The following is a 22,163-nucleotide window of genomic DNA, read 5'->3' on the forward strand; positions in this document are numbered from 1 at the left end:
CGATCGCATGCGCGGCCTTGCCGATGCGTCGGCCGAGGGATTGCTGGTCTGTTACGGCGACAAGATTGTTTCGATCAATTCGAGCCTGACGGAACTGACGGGCTATGTCCCTCGGACGATGTGATTGGAGAATCGCTTGCGATCTGCCTCCCCGAGGAGTCCGTCAGGCGCAAGCTGGTCGCGAGGCCAAGGGAGCGGATCGAGGCGGAGTTGCGCGATGTCAACGGTCAATTCATTCCCGCCGAATTCATCCTTCGCTCGATCGATTTCGCCGGTCAGCCTCACCACGCCATCGCCGTCCGCGATTTGCGCGACCGGAGGAAGGCCGAAGAGCATATTCATTTTCTGGCACACCACGACGCCTTGACCGGCTTGCCGAACCGAAACAGCTTCAACGCCCGGCTCGATAAGGAAATCGAGCCGCATCAGGCTTCCGCCCAGTCGTTTGCAGTGTTCTGCCTCGACCTCGATCGCTTCAAGGAAGTGAACGACCTGTTCGGGCATGCCGCCGGCGATGCCTTGCTGAAAAGGATCGCAAAATGCGTTACCTCAGTTCTCGATCGGAACCAGATGATGGCGCGGCTTGGCGGTGATGAATTTGCGATTATCGCGACAAACCTTTCCAGTCCATCTGTAGCGGGGCGCATCGCCGAGAATATCATTGAAGCATTGCGGATCGAAAACGAATCATCGACCACGGCCTCCTTCGTTTCCACCAGCATCGGCGTAGCGATTTTCCCGAACGACGCCCGGGACGGACGGGGCCTTCTCACCCACGCGGATACCGCGCTCTATCGCGCAAAGACCGACGGCCGCGGTGTCTATCGCTTCTTGGAAGCCGCGATGGGCGTTGAGGTGCGCGATCGCCGCATGCTTGAACACGATCTTCGCACCGCCATCGCCCGCCAAGAATTTGAACTGGCCTATCAGCCGCAAGCCCGGCTCGATACGCGTGAGATCACAGGCTTCGAGGCCCTTTTGCGATGGCGTCACCCGCAACGCGGGCAGGTCTCGCCGGCCGTGTTCATTCCCGTCGCGGAGGAAAGTGGTACGATCCAGCAGATCGGCGAATGGGTGCTGAGAGAGGCATGCGCGGAAGCCAGTGGCTGGACCAACCCGATCGGAGTCGCCGTCAACGTCTCGGCGATGCAATTGCATAATCCGCAGTTTACGCAGCTCGTTCACAGAATCCTTGTTGAAACCGGTCTGAACCCCGCGCGGCTTGAACTGGAGATCACGGAAACCGCGCTGGTCCGTGATCTTAATCGGGCGCTGACGACGTTGCGTCAGCTCAAGGCGCTCGGCGTCCGGATCGCAATGGACGATTTCGGGACCGGTTACTCGTCGCTGTCAAACCTGCGGGCATTTCCGTTCGACAAGATCAAGATCGACGCCTCCTTCATCAAGGCGGTCGACACCAACGAACAGGTCGCGACAATCGTTCGGGCGGTGCTTGGCATCGGTCGCGGGCTCAAATTGCCGGTCTTGGCGGAAGGCGTTGAGACTCGTGAGGAGCTGCGCTTCCTGGGCACGGAGCGATGCGATCAAATTCAGGGATATCTGGTCGGGAAACCGGCTGATATAGCCGGCTTTCGCTACCTCACGCATGCAGTGGAAAGCCAACGCGATCTCGAATTTCCGCTACCCCATACCGGCGATTGCGTTGCGCTGAAAGTCGTTGGTCGATGAGGACAAAAGCGTGGGCCAACGCTCGCTGCTATGTCTCTTCACCACCCGTCCGTGCCCGCCGTTGCTTGATCGGATGCGCCGGATCATTGAGACCCGGCGTCGACGGATGCCGCTCGCGACGAGCCGATCGATCAGCGCTTCGTCCACCGCCGGAGGGCCGTGGTGAGCTCGCGCGGATGTATTTGTCCCATTTCTCTTCAGCGCGAGGACCTGCTGTCGCGGCGCTGAGGAAGAGTTCAGTACTCACGACACCGCGAACCGACCGGCGGCGATGCCGTTCTTCTTGGCGTGCTGTTTGAATTCCTGCGCAACCTTTGAGGCCGCTTTTTCCTCCGATGGCAACCCGATGGCAGACATCTCGGATCGGCCGCTTCGGGCCGATTCCGGATTTGCCGCGCGCTGCGTACGACCTGAATATCTATCGCTTCAGTTCCCTGATCCGGTCACCCAAACGGGAATCATCCGGCATTAGCCGCGCCAATCGCTCTGCATATTCCAGGGCCGCTGCATTGTCGCCCTTCTCGCGACTAAAGTTCATCGCTGCTGCCAGCATCTCCAGATTGTTGGGATGAGCGCGCAGGCCCTCTTGCAGCACTGCAATAGCATCGTCGCGACGACCGCTGGAATTCAGCCCGACGGCATAGACATAGGCGTAGCGGGCCTGGCCGGGGTCCAGCACCGCGGCCTGACGCAGCGCGTCGAGCGCAGCTTCAGTGCGCTTCTCGCGCACGAGCGTCAAACCGAGCGCGTGGCGGAGCGAAGCATCCTGCGGTGATCTGGAGAGAGATTCGCGCAGGATCCGCTCCCCGTCGCTGTCGCGTCCAAGCTGGCGGTACAGGTCGGACAGATTGATAGCGGCCGGAACGAACGAGGGGCCGAGTCTAAGTGCCGCCCAATATTCGGTCTCTGCCTCGGCGGCGTTGGCCCGGCGCGCGAAAAAGCTGCCGAGCGCGGTGCGCGCTTCCGGCCGATCCGCATTCAATTTCTGCGCGGCCACGAACTCGGCCGCCGCCTGCGCGAACTTGTCGCGATCGGCGGTAGGCTGTTGAGACGGGGGCACGGAGGCAAGAAGCTCGGCAGCACGGATGCGCACGCCGCGAACGGGATCGGCGAGTTGCGCAGAGGCGACTGTCCAGAGCTGGTCGGCCCGCACCCCTTCCAGCCCATCGAGCGCGCCCAGCCTCACTAGAGGATCCGGATCGGACAGTCCGCGGCGGATCAGGCTGAGGTCAGGCGCGGGCAGTTCGGCCAGCGCGCTGGCGCGGACGATGCCGGGCACTTCGCCTGATCCGGCCATCGCGGCAAGCAGCGCCTGCGCATCGGCTGCCTCGCTCCAGGCGGCGTGAAACGCGCGCGCATAGGTCTGATAGCCGTGCCGCTCCGGCCCGAACCAGGTCTCGATCTGCCGGGCCGCCCAGGCCGCGGGCTTGTCGCGGTGGCAGTCGTTGCACGCATTTGGCGCGCCGGTTAGTACCGAGAGGTCGGGGCGGGGGATGCGGAAGCCATGGTCGTGGCGGCGGTCGACGACCATGTAGCGACGCTCGGGCATGTGGCAGGCAGCGCAGGCCAGCGGCGGCGAGACGTCGGCGTGGCGCCGGTGAGCGGCGGATTCGTACTTTGCCGGCGTGTGGCACTGCGCGCAAACGCCGTCGCCGGGTGCCTTCAGCGCCGCACTATGGGGGTCGTGGCAGTCGCTGCAGGTCACGCCCTTAGCGAACATCTTGCTCTGCTTGAAGGGCGCGTAGTTGTAAGTTTCCTCGTCGTCGCGCATCTGACCGTCGGGGTGGAAGCGCTGCCGGTCGAGCAGCGATACCCGATGCGTTTGCGAGAGCGGCCGTCCAGGCGTCCAGTCTTCCGAAAGTTGCCCCCGACGCGCGTGACAGCGTCCGCAGGTTTCGACCTCCTTACGCAACGACGGTGCCAAGGCGCTGCGCACGGGCTTCAGCGTGCCGGCCTCTGTTGACCAAGTAATGCCGGTGCGCTCGTCGAACCGGACGAGGAGGCCATTGTCCCGGTCACGCTCCGCGGGCTTCCGCTTGGCCCATTCGACATGTTGCGAGCCCGCGCCGTGGCAGGCCTCGCAGCCGACGCTGATCTCGGTGAAGGTCGTGGCGAACCGGTCCCTGGCGGCATCGTAATTCTTGTGCACACCGGTTGAGTGGCACTCGGCGCACATGAAATTCCAGTTTTGGTTCAGTTTTGTCCAATGCAGGGGATCTTCATGGGTAATGGCACCGTCGGGATAGAGGTGAATCCAGCGCTGGCCGCCTTGATCCTTTGGCCGCGTGTCCCAGGCGATGGACAAGGCCTGGACGCGGCCGTCGGGAAATTCGATCAGATACTGCTGCAACGGGTCGACACCGAACGCGTATTTGACCTCGAAAGTTGTAAGCTTGCCGTCAGGGCCGTCTGTCTCGACCAGGAATTTCTTTTCCTTTCGGAAGAAGCGCGAGCGCGTGCCGGCATATTCGAAAGTCGCGTCGTCGAAGTCGGCGCGCACGGACTGATCTGTCGCATGGTCCATTGCGTGCCGGTGTTGCGAGGTCTGCCAGAGCTTGGCCTCCGCCGCGTGGCAGCCGCTGCACGTTTGGCTGCCGACAAGCGACAGTGGGGAGGGCTGCAGCGGCTGGTTTGAGAAGTTCGATGTTGCGAACCAGGCCAGCGCTCCGGCGATCAGCACGAGAAGGACGCCGCCGATGCCCAGCAGAGCAGGGGCCAGCTGCTGTCGTGCGGAAAGGGCCGGCACCGCCGGTCGCGCGGGCGCATGCGCCTTCTCGCGCTTGCGGTTCTTTCTAGATCCCTTTGTCACGTCTGCCCACCGATCCAAGCGTGCACGCCTTGGTTGGCTTACTCGCGCAGATCCCTGTCGTGAAGCGCGATTCTCGTCTCGAGGGCCAGATGGACGCAGCCGCCGCAGAACATTAGTAAGCCTCTTACTGAAGCGGTTGAACCTTTGCAGCCATATCGGGCGCACGACTCACTCGGTAGTTCGCGTTACTGCATTTGAGTACCCAGACGGCGTGATCGGGCTTGGAGTGCTTCGCGTCTCGCGTCGCGCCAAGCGGCTTCTCGCAGACAAAGCCTTGCAGGCGAATTTGCGCGGCGAGCATGCTTTGCACTGTCTCGCCGGCAGCTTGCGCGGAAACTCCGCCGAGAGCCAAGGCGCCGGCCAACACGACGGTTGAGACGCGCATCGCATGATAGTCATTCATGAAACCCTCCAATCGCGGCATCACGTGGATCTGGTCGGCGGAAGCCGATTGGTTGGAAGGGGCTCTAAAAAGTCCTTTCCGAGTCGTTACGCCGTGCATCACTCCAGACACTTTCGCACGAACTGAATCCGTTCGATCGGACCGAGCTTTTGCGCATCAGCTTGCTTGCGGCAGTCCTCTCGCTTGTCGAACCGCGCTTCCAACTTTTGGACGACGGTAAGGTCCTCCGAGACCGGGCCGTCCGCCGCGGCCTTCATGGCGCCCTCGAATTTCTTGATGTCCTCCGGAGACAATTTTGGCCGATCCAGCCTGAGAGTCAGCTTGTTCAGTTTCGCGGTCAGCGTGAACGGCGGTTTGTAGTCAGCGTCGTTTACGCCCGTCAGCGTGTCGGAACCGATGTCGAAACTCTCGTCCCATTGAAGGATCATGGGTAGCGTTTTTTCCATCGTCTTGGTGTCGACCGCCTGACCGTCCACCTTCAGTGTGCCCGTGCCTGGGCGGCCGACGCCGGAGAAATTGTTGAACGCCAGCGTGCCCGGGCCCAAGCCATCGTATTTGAACTCGAACTCGACGATGTGCTTGCCCAACGCAAGCGCGTCCGCCCCCTCCCACTTGATGCGCTGGAGGTCGACCAGGTTCCACAACCAGACCGGCTTGCCATTGAGCAGGTAGAAGCCGTAACCGCCGAAACGTCCGCCGGAGGTCAGGATCATCCCCTCCGAACCGTCCTGCGGCACCTCGATGTCAGCCGTGACGACATACGAGGTGTTGAGCAGAAGGGGCGAGTCACCCTGCGGCAGACCGACCATCGGTCGCGTGTAAGTAAACTCCGTACGCCCCGCGGTGATGTTTGGCCGCGGCGCAACGATGCGCGCCGCCACCGACGCATCCATCGGGAATACCTGGTATTTCTTCGCCTCCGCAAGGAACTGAGCCTTCATCTCCTTGATCTTGTCCGCGTTCTTGGCGGCAATGTCGTCGGTTTGGCTGAAATCCGTATTCAGGTTGTAGAGCTGGAACAGCTGGTTGTTCAGCGGATCCGGGTTGGCTGGGCCGAAGGCCTCCCACGGCGCGCGATTGACCTTGGTGCTGAGCATCCAGCCGTCCTTGTAGAGCGCCCATTGGCCCATCATTTCGAAATACTGGGTCGAATGGCGCGACGCCACCTTGGCGTTCGTCGCATCGAAGGTGTACATGAAGCTGGTACCTTCGATAGGCGCTTGCTTGATGCCGTCGACGACTTCGGGCGCGTTGATGCCGGCCGCCTCGAGAATGGTCGGCACGACGTCGATCACGTGCACGAACTGTTCGCGCAAGCCGCCCTTGTCCTTGATGCGCGCCGGCCACGACACCACCATGTTCTGGTTGATGCCGCCGAGCCTCGAGGCGTTCTGCTTGAACCAGTCGAACGGAGTGTCGAAGGCCCAGGACCAGCCGGCCGACATATGGTTGTAGGTCTGCTCCGTTCCCCAGACGTCGTACCACTTGAGCTGTACTTCGGCCGGCAACTTGTTGAGCCCATTGAAGAACGCGACCTCGTTCGGCGTGCCCTGCGGTCCGCCCTCGGCGCTGGTCCCGTTGTCACCGTTGATGTAGATGACGAGCGTGTTTTCGAGTTTTCCCAGGTCCTGAAAGGCCTGAATCACGCGGCCGATCTCGTGATCGTTGTAGGCCGCATAGGCGGCGAATACGTCAACCTGCCGAATGAAGAGCTTCTTTTCGTCGGCGCTGAGCTGGTCCCATGGTTTCAGTATGTCAGCTGGCCAAGGCGCCAGCTTGGTGTCATTCGGGATCACGGCGAGACGCTTCTGGTTCTCCAGAATGCGCTCGCGCAGCTTCTCGTAGCCATCGTCGAACAGGTGCATCGCGCCGATCTTGTCGACCCACTCTTTGGTCGGGTGATGCGGTGCATGGGTGGCACCGGGCGCGTATTTGATGAAGATCGGCTTGTCCGGCTGGATCTGGTGCATGCGTGTCATGTAATCGATGGCGTCGTCGGCCATCGCCGTAACCAGATTCCATGTGCCAGGCGGCTTGCCCTGGAAGGGATAGATCTGGGTGGTATTGCGGAACAGGTTCGGCTGCCACTGGTTAGCGTCGCCGCCGACGAAGCCGTAGAAATATTCGAAGCCCATACCGACCGGCCACTGGTCGAACGGCCCCGCCTGGCTCGCCGCAAACGCCGGCACGTTGTGGTCCTTGCCGAACCACGACGTGGCATAGCCATTGTCCTTGAGGATGCGGCCGATCGTGGCCTTGTCCTGATCGATGATGCTGTTGTAGCCGGGAAACCCGGTGGATTGCTCCGATATGACGCCGAATCCGGCCGAATGGTGATTGCGTCCGGTGATAAGCGCGGCGCGCGTCGGCGAGCAAAGAGCGGTGGAGAACATGCGATTGTAGCGCAGGCCCTCGTTGGCGATCCGATCCATGCTCGGTGTCGGAATCACACCGCCAAAGGTGCTCGGCACGCCAAAGCCGGAATCGTCAGTGATGATCAACAGCACATTGGGTGCCCCCTTTGGCGGGACGATGCGCGGGGACCACCAGGGCTTCGACTGCAGGGCATCGTCATTGATCACGCCGCCGAACTTCAGATCAGGCGGCGGAAGCTGCTTTCCGTCTATCGCTCTCGTGGCACCAGGCGAACCCGGCGGAGAGGCGCCTTGTTGTGCGAATGCGGGCGCCGAAAGAAAAAATGAGAACGTTAGCGCAGCAGCCAAAGATCGAGTGGAGTTCATTGCAATACCTCCCATTTCTGCAAAGGCCTCAGACGCATCCATCGACGCAACCTAGCTTCAGGCTTCGGCTTTCCTCACCGGGGGAATCTTCCACGATCCGTTGATGATCGAGGGGTTCTTCTCACTCGGCCAGTACAACCGCATCATCAGGACGAAATCGCCCGATGGTGCGGGAAGCCAGTTGGATTCCTTGTCTTTCCCGGGCGAGTCCTTCTGGATGTAGAGATCGGTCGAGCCGTCCGGATTCGATTTCAGATTCTGGCGCGCGCTGATCGAGTAGCGGTTGATTGGATTGCGCACGAAGAAATAGTCGGCGTCGTACATCGTCACCGACCAGAACCCAAGTGCCGGCGGCAGTTGCCCTTTGGGGAATCGCATCACGTATTTGTTGGCGCCGTTATATTTCCGGCCCTCGGCGTCCTTCAGCGACGTCGGATACACGGCATCCTGCGGCCGGTTGGCGCCCAGTCCGATGGCCGTGACAAGTGCCCGCATCAGGTAGTCGGTGCCGTAGACGCCGGTCTTGGTGGTGAAGCCCCAGCCGTTCTCGTCCTTCATGTCCTTGTTGATCTTGAACTGGAGCATGATCTGGTCAAAACCGATTTCTGGAACGCGCTTGACGAAATCCGCCTTGAGCTTGCTGGCATCGAAATCCTGCCCCGGCACGATGCCGATCCTGGCGAACTTGGCGAGCTGCGGCGCATCGGCGGCCGTCGGCGGGTTGTCCTTCATCAGCTTGCAGAGCATCGTGAAATAGGCCACGGCATCCATGCGGTTGACCTGCTCGCGCACCGCCATCTTCATGTCGAGGGACGGATCGACCGTGCCCGGCGGCGGCGTGTAGGGCTTGCCATACGAACTCAGCGGCACCAGCTTGAACTCGTCCTGCAGCTTGTGCACTTCGGCGTAGTCTTCCGGTGTGCCGGTACAATAGATGCGTCCGAGCAGCCACACGATGCTGGTGGGCGACTTGTACTCCTTGACGCCGGCCGGCAGCGTCCCTTTCCAGGTCGGGCCCGTGATCGCATAGGTCTGTGCGGCCGTGCCGGTGGTCCGCTTGCCCGGCACCTGGAACACCGTGGTCCAGCCGTCCAGCATCGGAAACAGCGCGTAACGGCCTTTCATGTCGGGGATGCTGACCACCCACGGCTCCTTGCCGACATCGAGGAACGCGGTGGTGTAAAGTGTGTCAGCATTTGGCGCAGTCACGTCCCTGAAAAACGCGTCGGGATATTTGCGCAGCTTGATGATCTGGCCCATGGGCGCCTTTGTCCCCACGGGCGCCGCGACGTTGGTGATGACCCTGCGGGTCATCTCCATCGTCACCAGCGGATAGCCGAAGATGTAGGCGTCGGTAGCGAGCGCGAAGTCCTCAAGTCCCTCACCGATGCCGAGGAGCTCACCGAGCTCGGCCCGACTCATCGTGCTCATGGAGCGCCGGCGAGCAGGCTGATGCCGCCAATCATTACGTTGCGACGGGTGAAGTTCATGGGAACGGTCTCTCCTTACATCTGCGCGGCCACGATTGCCGGCGGCTTCCAGGTGCCTTCACCTGCCGGCAGGATAGAAGGCATCTCGGTCTTCGGCCAGTTCAGCGCCACGTATTCAGCTCGCCCGCGGAGCTGATCCTCTAAGCTTCATTTTGCCGGTCTCTCAATAACAAGGCGGATAGGGATAATACCCGCAAGCCGGACAGCAGTAGGGTGGCCGCACCATACGCCGCCGCACCGAACGCGCCGGCGTACATCGCGCCGTGGTCAGGGCCAGTGATCCGAAAATCTGATTCAATTTTGTAGTACGCATTATATCGACTCCTTACAGAGGTTCGATCGACGTCTTTAGCCCTCTCGCTTCGATGCGAGCGGGTGGCACGGAAACGTGCAATGTCACCGCACTTAACGCCGCATGGACGTCTGCAGAACTGAAAAATGGACGCGGAATTAGAGGTTGTAAGCTTGCAGTCTAGGGTCGACTTCGAAGGGTGACGCTTCGGCTACCTCCACGGAAAACAGATTAGCATAAGTAAAAAACCAGGGCCAGCCGTGGTCATTATCTTGCCGCCTCTAGGCGCGGACTCATAAATCTTCGTCGATGTCCGCTTCGCTCTGATTCCGGCCGCCCTTGCGCAACCGCAGCAAAGGTCTCGACGGGCCATCAGCGAACGTGAAGAGGCGCGCGATGAAGCATTGCGATAGAGAAAGTTAGGCTCGAGGCTTTGCGGACGACCGCACATGATCCGCATTAGGCCTACCAACTCTAGCAGGCCGAGTATCATGTTATTAGCAACGTCATACTCCTATGTGCCGCGCCTCCGCTGTAAGAGGCGTGCAGGTATCGCGATCAGCACTTATTCTCACCTCTCGTTATTCTTCTCACCTCTCGTTATTCGCCATGTCATTGGAACGGCTCATCTCGGGCCTGTCGCGAAACTCTCGCGGTGTTATCCCGGCGATGCGGCGGAAAGCACGGGTAAAGTGGGCGGGGTCCGTGTAGCCGGTGGCAAGCGCCACATCGATAATCTTGGCGTCTGTCTTGCGCATCAACTCAGCGGCCCGCTCGAATCGGACATGGTCGAGCAACCGCAAATAGGTCAGCCCAGCTTCCGCCAGTTCGCGCTGCAGGCTTCTGACGCTAGTCCGCGCCATCTCCGCCAGTTCGGCGATATCCGGCATGCGCTCGCCGAGGTAGGACGGAAGCATCAATTTGATCGCGGATACCACGTCGGTGCCGATCGGCTGAAATACGGGCGCTGTTCCGGAGTCCTTTACGGCGTTCGGGTTGCGCAAGCTCAAGAGTGACACGGGCACGTCGATCCATGACGATTTCTGGCCTGACCGGAAGCGGGTGCGGGGCCAGCAGGCCTGCGTCTCGACATCCGGCGTATAGATCGCTTCGAACGCGATCGTCGCCGGCGCCCAGTCCGGCCCCGCGAAGTGGCGGACGACGTAGATCGGCATCACGTTCTGGACCCATTGCGAGTGCTCGAGATGCGGCATTCCGCTCGTCCCGGCGATGGCACTGCAAACCCTCACATCGTCAGCGTGACGCTCCAACCAGATGCGAACGAAGTTGTCCTCGAGCTGAACAAAGCGGCACAGCTCTTCCAGTACCGCCAGTAGTGTCGGCGCATGACGAGCCGCGACCTGAAACTGCTCGCTCAGATGGCAGAGCTGCAGCCGCTGCACGGCGCGAAATCCAAAATCCGTCAGCCCTTGCGATGCCTGCACTGTTGCTGCGAACTGAACGGCCGGAAGAAGCGGGAAATAGTCATTGGACCTTTGTTCCGGATGGGCAGGCAAGCCAAACCTTGCCAGCATTCGTTCGGCCGGCGCACCGATATCATCTAGGACGTCGACGAAAGGCACGAGCAGGGCGCAGCGCGCCAGCACGATTGATTTCATGGCACTCCACCGGAGACATTACCGCGTCGCCGGGCTCCCCAAAATTTCAGACAATACCACGCTGCAATCGGATTATCGCGATCCGATGCGTCACCAAAATTACGATTGCACCATCTCGCCGTTGAAAGGGGGCCCCTCACACTAGCAGGCAGTGAGGTCTTTCCCGCACTGTCCTTTGGGAGCAATCCCTTGGTATCCCAGGATGGACTGATTTTCCTCGATGTAATTGGCGTCCGATGGCCAGACGAAGCGCCGGAACGCCTGTAACTTGAAGCGTCCTTTTTTACCTAAGGGAGCAAAGGCTTCGCGCCTTTTGCGCAGGGATGCGAGCAGTTCGTTTGCCTTCTTCCCAGGCGGTCCGCGCGGCCATCGTCGCATCGCTGCGACACGGTGACGCAACCATTGATAGTACCGCTCGTACGCTCAAAGTCAGCTCGCGCACGTTGCAGCGCCATCTCGGCCGTATGGGTACTAGCCACAGCAAAATGCTTGGCCAGATTCGCCTGAACATTGCGTGCCGCCTGCTTGCCGATCCAAACAAGCGCTTGTCGGACATCGCGAAATTCCTGGGATACACAAACGCGAGCAGCTTCAGCCGCACCTTCGTTCGCTTGATGAAGGTTCAGCCGGTCGTCTACCGACGACAACGGCTTGGCAACGCCGATCTGCAGCAGCCCGTGCGCGATTGATTGCGAACCAAATCGACGTTTGGCGCAAAATGGCAAGACTCGCGATCCGAATTGGCGCGAAATGTTAAGCCAATGCCCGCCTTCAAGGGAGATAACAATCATGACTATTCGCGCCGCTCTGATCGTCGTCGGTGCCGCCGGATTTGTTGCCTCTCCTCAGACGCTGCTTGCGCAATCGGCGCCACCGCATGTCCCGCTCGAGAAATCCATCGGGCAGGCCAAGCCGGAAGTCGTGCCCTCCCTCTTCGTGCTCAATTCGCGCGGCGCGAGCCTGAAGGACGGAAAGCTAGTGCTGACGGGAATCTCGCCGAATGCGATCGTGTTTGCCGATCGTCCGGTTCGTGCAGCCGGCCACGATCTCACGTCCCGGATCGTCGAGGACTGGGGCAACGGCAGCGACAACTTCGCGAAAGATCCTCCCAACGCCACCGTGTCAGGATTCAAGAAAGATGGATCGTCGGTGGCGGACGCCGTAGTCGTGCTCAAATCGCCCAAGCTCGACGGCGACAAGCTGACCTTCGACGTCGACATCCTGGAGGGCGACCTCGCAGGGGCTGACGGACCGGCTTCGGTTTTCATCGACATCATCGGCAGGCCCTTTACGCCGCTTTCATTTGCGGGCGTGGCGCGCCGAACCGCATGGCGTGGCGCCTACTATCGAGGAGCCGCTGTAGCAGGTGCGGCGGCCCTTGGCGCAGCTGCAGCCTATGGCCCCTACTACCGACCGGCGTGCGGCTATTATCCCTATCCGCCCTGCTATTGACGAAGCGGCAAGCGCACGGCGGCGCCATCCATGATCAGATCACGGAGAAGAGCCGGCGGCAGGTAATTGTCTGCACGGGTTGAGCCGGCGCTTCAACTGCGATGGGTCCCGTGAGCGACAGGACGGGCTGTCCCGCACAGCAAGCCACGGAAGAAGTTCAGTCACGAGGATTTACGAATGCGTCTTTTTTCTTTCGCGCTGGCGGCAACGATGGCGGCCTGTTCCGGCCGAGCAGCCTTTGTCCAGGATTCCTTCCTTGGCGTGCGCCAGGGCCTGGAGGATTCTTGGCTTGCCAGCGACGCCTTCGATCATCGACGGAGCTGGACGATTCCGAAGGTCATCAAGATCAGCTCATGAGAACGAGACGCGGAAAAATCAAATACAAGAGGAGACTTCGACATGTTTCGAGGAATTGCGACACTGATGCTCTCTCTCCTGGTAGGTGCGGCGAGTGTGTCGCCGACATTGGCCCAAAGCACGGCGATCACCGAACAGGAGGCGCACGCCATCGCGGTAGACGCCTATATCTATTTCTACTCAATCATGTCGATGGACGTATCCCGCAAGCAATTCACCAACGTAGCGCCGGGCAAGGAGTTTGGCAAAGGCCCGATGAACACGTTCGTCAACGTGCCGGAATACCCGCCAGCCGATTTCAAAGGTGTTGTCCGCTCCAACTTCGACACCCTTTATTCCATCTCCTGGCTGGACATGACCAAGGAGCCGGTGGTCATCTCGGTGCCGGATACCAATGGACGCTACTACCTGCTTCCGATGCTCGACATGTGGACCGACGTCTTCGCGTCGCCGGGCTGGCGGACGACGGGCACCAAGGCCGGGACGTTCCTGATTACGCCGCCGGGCTGGCGGCCGGATCTGCGCGACAAGTTTGCTGAGGAATTCAAGCTTCCGAAAGACACACAACGTATCGAAGCGCCAACGCCTTACGTGTGGGTCATCGGCCGCACCAAGACCGACGGCCCGCCGGACTACGATGCCGTTCACAAGATCCAGGCCGGCTACAAGGTCACGTTGCTGTCCGATTACGGCAAAACGTCCAACCCGGTCGAATTCAAACCGGATCCGAATGTCGACATGAAGACGCCGCCAAAGGTTCAGGTCGATACCATGTCGGCCGGCGTGTACTTCGCCTATGCCGCCGAGTTGCTCAAGCTGAATCCACCGCACGTTACCGACGAGCCAATCATCGCACAGATGAAGAAAATCGGCATCGAGCCGGGCAAGAGCTTTGATATCGGCAAGCTCGATCCAGTGTTGCAGCGCGCGCTGGAGACCGCGCCGCAGGACGGCCAGAGACTGATGGCCTGGAAAGTGCCGACGTTGGCGCGGGTGACCAGCGGCTGGTCGATGAACACCGACACCATGGGTGTTTACGGCAACTACTATCTGAAGCGGGCCATTGTCGCCCAATTGGGCCTTGGTGCAAACCTGCCGGAAGATGCCATCTATCCGCTCAATCTCGGTGACGAGACCGGCAAGCCGCTGGACGGCGCCAACAAGTACACCATCACCTTCGAAAAGGGCGCCGCCCCACCGGTCAATGCCTTCTGGTCGATTACACTGTACGACCCGGAAGGATTCCAGGTCGGCAACGTGCTGAACCGCTTTGCCGTCTCGAGCTGGATGCCGTTCAAGTACAACGCCGACGGCTCGCTCGACATCTACTTCCAGAATGAGAGTCCGGGAAAGGACAAGGAAGCCAACTGGCTTCCCGCTCCGAAGGGCGGCTTCAATCTTACCATGCGCCTGTACAGTCCGAAATCAGATGCACTGACCGGCAAATGGAACCCGCCGCCGGTGGTGAAGTCGACGACAGCGGCAGGCCTATCGGCTCAGTGAATGTTGACGGAACGCCGGTGCTTCGGCACCGGCGTTCGGCCCCCGCCGCTGGTTTGTGGCGGGACTGGCACCATTGGTTAGTCAATCCGTAGGGTTGCGACGAGGCGAATGGAATTTGCCCAGGGGCCGGTCATGCTGATCATCCTGACGCTCTACATCGTCCTGGTGTGGCTCATCTTTTCCAAACTCAAGCTGGTCCGATGGGGTTGGGGCTCCGGCACCGCGGCGGTGCTGATCGGCGCGTTCATCCTCGCGGTGTTCGTGGCGTTGTTCAACTATTTGACGCCGTCGGGCAGCTTTGTCGTCGGCTCCCGCGTCACGGAAGTCACGCCCAACGTGTCCGGCCAGGTGATCGAGATCCCGGTCAAGCCGAACGAGCGGGTCAAGGCAGGCACCGTCCTGTTCCGTATCGATCCGGCGCCCTTCCAGTACAAGGTCAACCAGCTGGAGGCGTCACTTGCCCAGGCACGCCAGCAGGTCAAGCAGCTGACCGCCAACTACGAGCAGGCGACCGCGAATGCCGAGGGGCTGGCCAAGCAGCTCGCCTTTCACAAGCAGCGGCTTAACGACTACCGCAAGCTCACCAGCGAGGATGCGCAGAGCCTGTTCCGCCTGCAAGACACCCAGGTCCAATACGAGACGGTGGAATTCCAACTGCAGGCTGCGAAGGCGGCGCAACTGAATGCGCAGCTCGCCATGCAGTCGGAGGTCGGCGGGGTCAATACGACCGTCGTGCAAATCCAGGCCCAGCTCGACAATGCCGGATGGGAGCTCGACCAGACGACGATCCGTGCGGTCGGTGACGGCGTCGTTACGCTCTTGTCCCTGACCGCCGGCGACCGCGCCGTGCAGGGGCGCGCAGCGATGTCCTTCATCCTAAGCGACGATATCGTCATCGTCGGCCTGTTCTCGCCCAACGGATTCCCGACCATCAAGCCCGGCGCGCGGGTCAAGCTCGTGTTCGACAACGAACCCGGCCGGATACATGAAGCGACGATTACAGTGATCCCGCACGGCGTGGGCGAAAGCCAGATTGCCGTCTCGGGGATGCTGGCGCGCGTCAGCACTATCCATGGCGCCAAAACCTATCCGGCGGTCAATTCCATCCCCAAGGACCTCGACCGAAGCCAGCTCAGGCTCGGCATGCCCGGCACCGCGACGGTATTTGCAGAAAACGCCGGCGTCATTGGCTTGATCATGTCGATTCTCGTCTGGATCAGCTCGTACACGGCTTACTTGTAAGGGCGCCGACGGTGCGTCGATTTGCGAGTTGAAACATGCAGGGACGAGAGCGCTATCAGGGTATTGTGGTCCGGTTCGACGAGCTGATCCGCACCAATCTTGGCAAGCTCAACCACGTGTCTGATGTTTCCGGAGCGATGGGAGTGACCCAACGGACGCTCGTGCGCGCCATCCGAACTGTTCATGGCACAACGCCGTCATATCGTCTGCGGATGCTGCGCCTGACCGAGGCGCGTGATGCACTCATGTTGGTGAAGGCACGAACAGAAACCGTCACGGACGTGGCGATGCGCCTCGGCTTCGTTCAATTGGGCCGGTTCGCTGCTGATTATCGCGGTGCCTTCGGCGAAAGCCCCTCTGACACGTTGCGCCGTGCGGTCGGGGGGATTCCAGCTGCAGAAGCCGAGGCCGCAAACAGCGGTCCTCCGGCCGGCGAGCGCACGAATTGCACGGGTTGAGCTGCACCGATCCGCGCCGCCGAATCGCAGGACTACCGCTGATCGTGTTGAAGAGTGGTATTTCGATCACATCCGGGGAGATACGGCAGGCTGATTTGCGCTTTGTCTAAAAGCGGATAGAGGAGCTCCGAAGGCGTAGCCTAGAATGGCGTAGGCATGGGCATTGCAATCGCCATCAACGGTGCCGTCAGGGATTCCGGGTGCGATTGCGTTCAAGGGGGATCGAGCATGATGCGCGCTGGATCGGCAGAAGTTCGGCTGGACCGACGCGCGGAGCGCTCCGCGTCGCGGCTCGCGGCCGTCCTACTGGCGGGGGGTATCGCATTGCTCTCGCAGCCCGCGAGCGCGGATGAAGGCGGCGTCAGTTTCTGGATACCCGGTTTCTTCGGCAGCCTCGCGGCAACACCCCAGGTTCCGGGCTTCACGGTTGCCAGCATGTACTACCATACGTCCGTGAGCGCCGGCGGCGACGTTGCCTTCGCGCGCCAAGTGCCGGTCGGCCGCATCAATGTGCCTTTCACGGGCAACGTAAACGCCAATCTGCAGGCGGACGCTGATCTCGGTATTCTGATTCCACAATACGTTTTTGCAACGCCGGTGCTCGGTGGCCAGGCTGCCGTCGCCCTCGTGGTGCCGTTCGGCCGCAACAAGGTTGGGGTGGACGCCACGCTGACCGGTGCACTCGGGCCGATCGGCTTCACGACCGGAGGCAGTCGCACCGACAGCGTCACTGGACTCGGCGACCTGATCCCGCAGTTCAGTATGCGCTGGAATCAGGGGGTGCACAACTTCATGACCTACGTCACCGGTGACATCCCGGTCGGGGCCTACAACTCGCAACGACTGGCCAATCTCGGCATCGGCCACGGCGCGATCGACGGCGGCGGCGGTTACACCTATTTCAATCCAATGACCGGCCACGAGTTTTCGGCTGTGCTCGGCTTCACCTACAATTTCGAGAACACGGCGACCCAGTATCAGAACGGCGTCGACATGCATCTGGATTGGGGCGCCTCGCAGTTCCTCACCAAACAGTTCCAACTTGGCTTGGTGGGTTATGCCTACAAGCAGCTTTCCTGCGACAGCGGGGCGGGAGATCGCGTCGGTTGCTTCGAGTCGCGCGTGTTCGGCATCGGCCCGCAGCTCGGCTACGTTATTCCGATGGGAGAGTGGCAGGGCTATTTGAACTTGAAGGCCTACAAGGAATTCGGCGCCGAACACCGGCCGGAGGGCTGGAACGCATGGCTGACGTTTGTGATTTCGCCGGCCGTACCGCATACCGCAGCGCCGCCGCCGGGCCGACGAACGATCGCAAAATAGCGCGTTCGCGGAGTTTGGGAGTCATGACCCGTGGGCGAAGCTGGGAAATAGGGTAAATCGCGCGACGGGTGAGATTCATTGGGACAGTCTCCGGTACATTTTCGGAAATCAGTGCGGGTAAATGGCCAGAACGGGATCCCGGTGTATTCAAAGCGGGACCAAAGGCCCCGCGCGCGAATGCCGGAAACTGGAAATACGCGCGCTTCATAGGGGGCCTATGCAAAAACAGGCAGGCCAACGGCGTCTGGAGCTTTAAAGAATGATTGAATATTGGTTGCCGCCAGCGGCGAGCGCGGCTCCGTCAAATTTGCGAAGATTTGTGCCCATTTCGTCGCCGTTCTCGGCGTCGGCGCCACGATCCGATGTCTCGTTGGCAGAACAAGGTTTCCCGCGGCATCCAGGGAAGCTTCATCTCGAGGCGCGTCCGAATTTGCATATGCAGACAGTCACTCCGATGGGTATAGATGCCCGATCGCATCCGCCCCGATCGGGCATCTCCTGGTGGCGAGGAGGACAATTCCCGCAGAAAGCGATCGTCATGACCGTGAGTCGTTTCGGGAAGCTGGTTTCGTCGAGCGACCAGGCGGGCCTGATCGTCTCGCTGGGCGTCTCCGGCCTTACGCTGGCGCTCGCGCGGTGACGTCATGACCGGCCTCGCCATCGCACAGTGGCCGCAGTGGCTCAGGAGTTTGATAGTTGGGCTCGTTACGGTCGCAGTGATCTGCGTCGGCTGGCTCGCCTATCGGTACTTCGCGAAGCCGGTGTTCCTCACTGTTGCCGCCGGTTCGGCCGACGGCGAGACGCTGGCCCTGATTTCGGCGATTTCGGCGCGCCTGACGGCTTCGAAGTCGCATGTCCGGTTGAAAATCAGCGATAGCGGCAGCTCGGCGAAGGCGGCCGAGTTGTTGGCTGCGGGCAAGGCCGACCTTGCCGTCGTCCGCGGTGATACAGGCGGGCTCGCCGATGCCAGAAGCGTTCTACTGCTGACCCACGGCGTGGTCCTGATTGTGGCGCCCTCGGCAGTCAACGCCGATGGCCTAGGCGACCTGCGGGACACCACGATTGGCGTGATTGGCGGGCCGATCAACCATCCTGTCGTTGGAGCCCTCAAACAGGTCTATCAGTTCGACCGCGCCAAGGTGAGATTCCAGGATGTTGCCATTGCCGACGGATCTGCCGCGCTTTCTTCCGGGAGGGTCCAGGCGCTTCTCGCCGTTGCTCCGCTGACCGAGAAATATCTGTCGAAGATCCGGGAGTTCTTCCAGAAGCCCGGAGTAAAGGGGAGTTCATCCAAGCTGATCGAAATCGAGTTCGCCGGCGCGGTGGCAAACGTCGCGCAATATTATGAAAGCTACGACATTCCAAAGGGCACTTTGCGAGGCGCGCCGCCGATCCCTTCGGACGATTTGACGTCGCTGCGCACGTCATTCTTTCTTGTCGCCAACAAGTCCGTCGATGCCGACGCCATCACCGACTTGACGCAATCGCTGGTCGACGTTAGGAGGGATCTGTTGTCGCAATATCCGATACTCGCCCAGGCCGCAGCGCCGAGCACCGACGCGGATGCCCTTATTCCGATCCATCCGGGCGCGGCGACCTATTACAACGGAGACCAGCAGAGCTTTCTCGACAAGTACGACGACAAGCTCTACTACGCATCGCTGCTGCTGGGATCGCTGATCTCGATCATCGTTGCCGCGTGGCGTTTCGCTCGATCCGGGACAGGCCCCCAAAGCATGCTCGAGCCGCTCTACGAGATGGGCAACGAGATCAAGAATGCCAGGAGCGAATCCGAGCTGGAGGACATCGAAAAGCGGATTGACGGTATCCTCAAGAGCGAGATTGCGAGGAACGCGCGTGCAGACGCCGAGAGCGCGGAGATGGCCGCGCTTGGTCTCGCTGCTCACCGGCTACAGTATCTGATGAGCCACCGCCGAACGCGGATTCGCTCGGCGCCGACCGCCGAAGATTAGAGCGGCTCCCAGGGCTTACTTCACAACGCGATGCCGTGTTGGCGCGACGGTGCTGGAAGGTGCCATCGGCGAGATCGAGAACGTCAGCCAGCTATTCCATCCCGTAGGCCGGTTGACTGCGTCGAACCGATGTCATTCATTGTCGAGAGCGAGATTGTGGTTTGCATGTTCTCGCAAAACGGCCTTCAGACCGTCAAGGAAGGCGCAACGGTCGACATTGTGTTCGACAACGTCCCGGGCCGGATCTATCACAGAAAAATCAGCAGAATTTCCACAGGCATCGGCCAAGGCAGATCGCCGCTGGCAGACGGGCCTTTGTATCCGGTCGTTCGAACCGGCAGCAAAACAGCGAGTAGCGCGACAACGGCTGATGCAGCTACGCGCGTTTTCCCATCGGCCCCACGTTTCCATCCCTCCGCGGCGAGAAACGCCCGGCAGGGTAAGCCGCTGGGCTTTTTGTCTTACCGACCTAACTTTCGACGATGCATCAGGAGCAGCTGACGAAACAGCTTCTTGTGCATTTGCGCCGGCGCGCCGTCGCGTGCGCTCTCGGAGGCCGTATCGGCACTCCGCCAGCGCTTGCGTTGCGCGTGACGCTGTGAACGGTGCGCATCGCTTCTGGTTTATCGCCGATGTGGTGAGTCGGTCGTCTTTGGTGGCATGGCATTTGCGAGCTCACTTTTCGAACTCTTTCCGAGGCGACGGATCGCGAAGAAGCGGCGGCTTTTGGCGGACTATCGAGAGGCGACTTCCGAGTTAGGCTGCCCTCCACAAAGAAGACTGAGCGCCCGAAATAGCGGGTTTCGCGGTGTTTAAGCCGATAGCCGGCGTGGCAACAAACAGCGTTTGGCGAGAGCGCAGACGGCGGGCCGCAGGTCACGCCAATATTCTGATGCTTGACTATGGTAATCCTGCCAAAAGATCGCGTGCGGGAGTACAAACCCTGCTCAGGCTAGGCTGCCCGCCAAAATTCTTCTCGATCGAGACCGGTTGATGTCTCGAAATCCTGGGTTGCTCGTCGACTTGCTGCGCGTCCCAGCCAATTCCGCAGGGCGCGATTATTGGTAAGCGAAGCTCCCAGAGCGGTGAACACTGCGCGACTGATCGTCTGTTGTTGGCTGCGCAGGTGATCTTCAAGAAGCTTGTGTCGAGTGACGTAGCCAGCATTAACGCCGGGGATCGAATGGTTCATCAAGAGCTTTGCGTCGAACTCGGAAACACCCGCAGCCGTCGCGATGGTTCGGAATGTTTGACGTAGATCGTTCCCCCACTTCGAAAGTGTGTCTCGATCCTCCTTTGTTTCTGCTATGTGCCCTGACTCGCTTTCGGCGGGGAACACCCATTCTTTGGCTCGGGTCGGATACATCTTCATGCCAAAGCGAATTGCACGAACGAGGCACCGGATCATCTCCCGCGACAGCGGAATATCGAAAGCACGTTTCCTGCCGCCTTTCGGCTTCGAAATGTGCAGCGTTCGTCGCCGAAAATCGATGTGAGCCGGCTTAGCCTCCTGCAACGCGCTTGGTCTCGACCCGGAAAGAAGTGTGAACAAATGGAATTCCCGGCGGACTGGATTGTCGAGGACAGCCAACTCCGCGAACCATCCCTTCAAATCGCTGTTTCCCATTCCGGTGTCGCGGCGCTCCTCCTGGTTCCAGTCGACAGCGTCTGCGGGATTGTCGGGAGGCAGCGACCTATTGGTCTTGCGGGCATGGTTGTAGATTGCGCGCAGGGTTCGCATGCTGCCATTTGCCATGTACGGGCCACTCGTCTTGGTGGTCTCGTCGTGCTTCTTCGCCACCCGCGCCGGATCCATTCCGAGCTCCCGCAATGGAGTATCTAGCCATTCCATGAAGACCCGTTCGACGTGGTCGCGATAGCTACTTATCGTCTTTTCACTGCGACCTTTCCTAATGAGGTGGGCTTCCAGATATCGCTGCCAGGCTTCCCGAAGCGTTATCTCGACCGCAGGCATACTATTCGGGACCGCTTCACTGGCTGCGGCTGGCTGAACCTCTTCTTTCGCCGCTCTTGGGTGCTTCCCCTTACTGATCTGGGCCAGGTATTCCTTCGCTGTGGCGCGCGCAGTTCGGGTCGACATCTCCGAAGTATCCCCGATAGACACCCTGACGGATGAGGCGCGCTTTCCATTTTGCCGGAGATCGCCCTGGACCGTAAATGTCCGTTTTCGCTTTCCGACGACGACAAAGAAGCCCTTGAGTTCAGTGTCGCGCGCCAAATACCGGCCATCTTTTGGAGTAGGCAATTGGGCAATCGTCTTGTCGGTCAGGAGGATGCGAATGTCGGCCATGTGAGTGTCCTGAGGCACTAAAACGGTTTTCAAACGGTGATGATGAATTGAGGTGTTTGAAGGTTTGAGTGCGAAGGACTGCGAAGTTACGCGAGAAAGGCCTACGAACAAAAGGGGATACAAGAAATCGTCGTAGTGCGGCGCACGTTTAGAAACAGCAGCGAAGCGATCGTCTTGAACTCTTAATCAGCGGGTCCCAGGTTCGAGCCCTGGTGCGCCCACCAAACAAAAGGTCTTCTTCTTCAATAAATTACGACCAGGGTTGCCGAGAACAAAACGGGTCTCGTGCAACGATTTTTGTGGTCGAACGTCGCACGCCATTGCTGGGCGGCTTTTCCTTTGTTTCCGTATCTTCACCCTATTCGATACAGCGCGCAGATCCGATGGTACAGGTCGATTACGTGCTCGTCGTAGAATAGGATATTAGGGCGAGCAAAACGGACATCTGTTTTGCCCGTCGCCGCAGGGTATCGCTTGCTGCAGAACCCAAACCGGATTGTTCGG

Annotated in this window: 14 protein-coding genes and 2 pseudogenes; 10 read left to right on the forward strand and 6 right to left on the reverse strand. The window is 60.3% G+C overall.

What is annotated here, in order from left to right; translation table 11 throughout:
• Positions 1–1,689: pseudogene (locus tag IVB46_RS36370) on the forward strand (EAL domain-containing protein); the annotation flags it as partial.
• Between the two features lie 418 nt (positions 1,690–2,107).
• Here the strand turns inward: IVB46_RS36370 and IVB46_RS36375 are convergent.
• From IVB46_RS36375 to IVB46_RS36390, 4 genes and pseudogenes are all read right to left on the reverse strand, one after another.
• Positions 2,108–4,213 (reverse strand): cytochrome c3 family protein, encoded by a 2,106-nt coding sequence (locus IVB46_RS36375; protein ID WP_247344728.1) that lies wholly within the window; start codon positions 4,211–4,213, stop codon positions 2,108–2,110.
• Between the two features lie 409 nt (positions 4,214–4,622).
• Positions 4,623–4,901 (reverse strand): hypothetical protein, encoded by a 279-nt coding sequence (locus IVB46_RS36380; protein WP_247310216.1) that lies wholly within the window; start codon positions 4,899–4,901, stop codon positions 4,623–4,625.
• 98 nt (positions 4,902–4,999) lie between these two features.
• Positions 5,000–7,642 carry an arylsulfatase gene (locus IVB46_RS36385; RefSeq protein ID WP_247310214.1) on the reverse strand — a complete coding sequence of 881 codons (2,643 nt, stop codon included), beginning with the start codon at positions 7,640–7,642 and terminating at the stop codon, positions 5,000–5,002.
• 57 nt (positions 7,643–7,699) lie between these two features.
• Positions 7,700–9,132: pseudogene (locus IVB46_RS36390) on the reverse strand (DUF1254 domain-containing protein).
• On the opposite strand from IVB46_RS36390, the gene IVB46_RS36395 reads away from it, so the two are divergent.
• Complete coding sequence (locus IVB46_RS36395; RefSeq protein WP_247344738.1) at positions 9,095–9,268, forward strand: hypothetical protein; 174 nt, start codon at positions 9,095–9,097, stop codon at positions 9,266–9,268. The pseudogene IVB46_RS36390 and the gene IVB46_RS36395 sit on opposite strands and share 38 nt — an antisense overlap.
• A 746-nt stretch (positions 9,269–10,014) precedes the next feature.
• Here the strand turns inward: IVB46_RS36395 and IVB46_RS36400 are convergent.
• Entirely contained in the window at positions 10,015–11,043 is a 1,029-nt protein-coding gene (locus IVB46_RS36400) for an AraC family transcriptional regulator (RefSeq protein ID WP_247344700.1), read from the reverse strand.
• A gap of 338 nt (positions 11,044–11,381) precedes the next feature.
• Here IVB46_RS36400 and IVB46_RS36405 point away from each other — a divergent pair, with 338 nt between their 5' ends.
• From IVB46_RS36405 to IVB46_RS36440, 8 genes are all read left to right on the forward strand, one after another.
• The gene (locus IVB46_RS36405; protein WP_247310210.1) at positions 11,382–11,732 is read left to right on the forward strand and encodes an AraC family transcriptional regulator; all 351 of its coding nucleotides are present in this window, start codon (positions 11,382–11,384) and stop codon (positions 11,730–11,732) included.
• A 100-nt stretch (positions 11,733–11,832) separates the two neighbouring features.
• A complete protein-coding gene (locus IVB46_RS36410) occupies positions 11,833–12,495 on the forward strand; it encodes a hypothetical protein (protein WP_247344732.1) in 663 nt (220 codons plus the stop codon).
• Positions 12,496–12,672: 177 nt separating this feature from the next.
• Positions 12,673–12,852: a hypothetical protein gene (locus tag IVB46_RS36415; RefSeq protein WP_247344703.1), complete on the forward strand. Its 180-nt coding sequence runs from the start codon at positions 12,673–12,675 to the stop codon at positions 12,850–12,852.
• Between the two features lie 66 nt (positions 12,853–12,918).
• Positions 12,919–14,355, forward strand: coding sequence for a DUF1254 domain-containing protein (locus IVB46_RS36420; RefSeq protein ID WP_247344706.1), 1,437 nt, complete (start codon positions 12,919–12,921; stop codon positions 14,353–14,355).
• Positions 14,356–14,463: 108 nt separating this feature from the next.
• The gene (locus tag IVB46_RS36425; RefSeq protein ID WP_247344709.1) at positions 14,464–15,597 is read left to right on the forward strand and encodes an HlyD family secretion protein; all 1,134 of its coding nucleotides are present in this window, start codon (positions 14,464–14,466) and stop codon (positions 15,595–15,597) included.
• 35 nt (positions 15,598–15,632) lie between these two features.
• Positions 15,633–16,055 carry a helix-turn-helix domain-containing protein gene (locus IVB46_RS36430; RefSeq protein ID WP_276010587.1) on the forward strand — a complete coding sequence of 141 codons (423 nt, stop codon included), beginning with the start codon at positions 15,633–15,635 and terminating at the stop codon, positions 16,053–16,055.
• A gap of 156 nt (positions 16,056–16,211) precedes the next feature.
• Positions 16,212–17,375, forward strand: a complete 1,164-nt coding sequence (locus IVB46_RS36435) for a transporter (RefSeq protein ID WP_247344712.1) — start codon at positions 16,212–16,214, stop codon at positions 17,373–17,375.
• Positions 17,376–18,019: 644 nt separating this feature from the next.
• Positions 18,020–19,348: a TAXI family TRAP transporter solute-binding subunit gene (locus IVB46_RS36440; RefSeq protein WP_247310201.1), complete on the forward strand. Its 1,329-nt coding sequence runs from the start codon at positions 18,020–18,022 to the stop codon at positions 19,346–19,348.
• Between the two features lie 952 nt (positions 19,349–20,300).
• Here IVB46_RS36440 and IVB46_RS36445 read toward each other — a convergent pair.
• The gene (locus IVB46_RS36445; protein ID WP_247344715.1) at positions 20,301–21,659 is read right to left on the reverse strand and encodes an integrase family protein; all 1,359 of its coding nucleotides are present in this window, start codon (positions 21,657–21,659) and stop codon (positions 20,301–20,303) included.
• Positions 21,660–22,163: the final 504 nt, after the last annotated feature.

Source organism: Bradyrhizobium sp. 61 (assembly GCF_023073075.1).
In the GTDB taxonomy this organism is placed as follows: Bacteria; Pseudomonadota; Alphaproteobacteria; order Rhizobiales; family Xanthobacteraceae; genus Bradyrhizobium; species Bradyrhizobium barranii.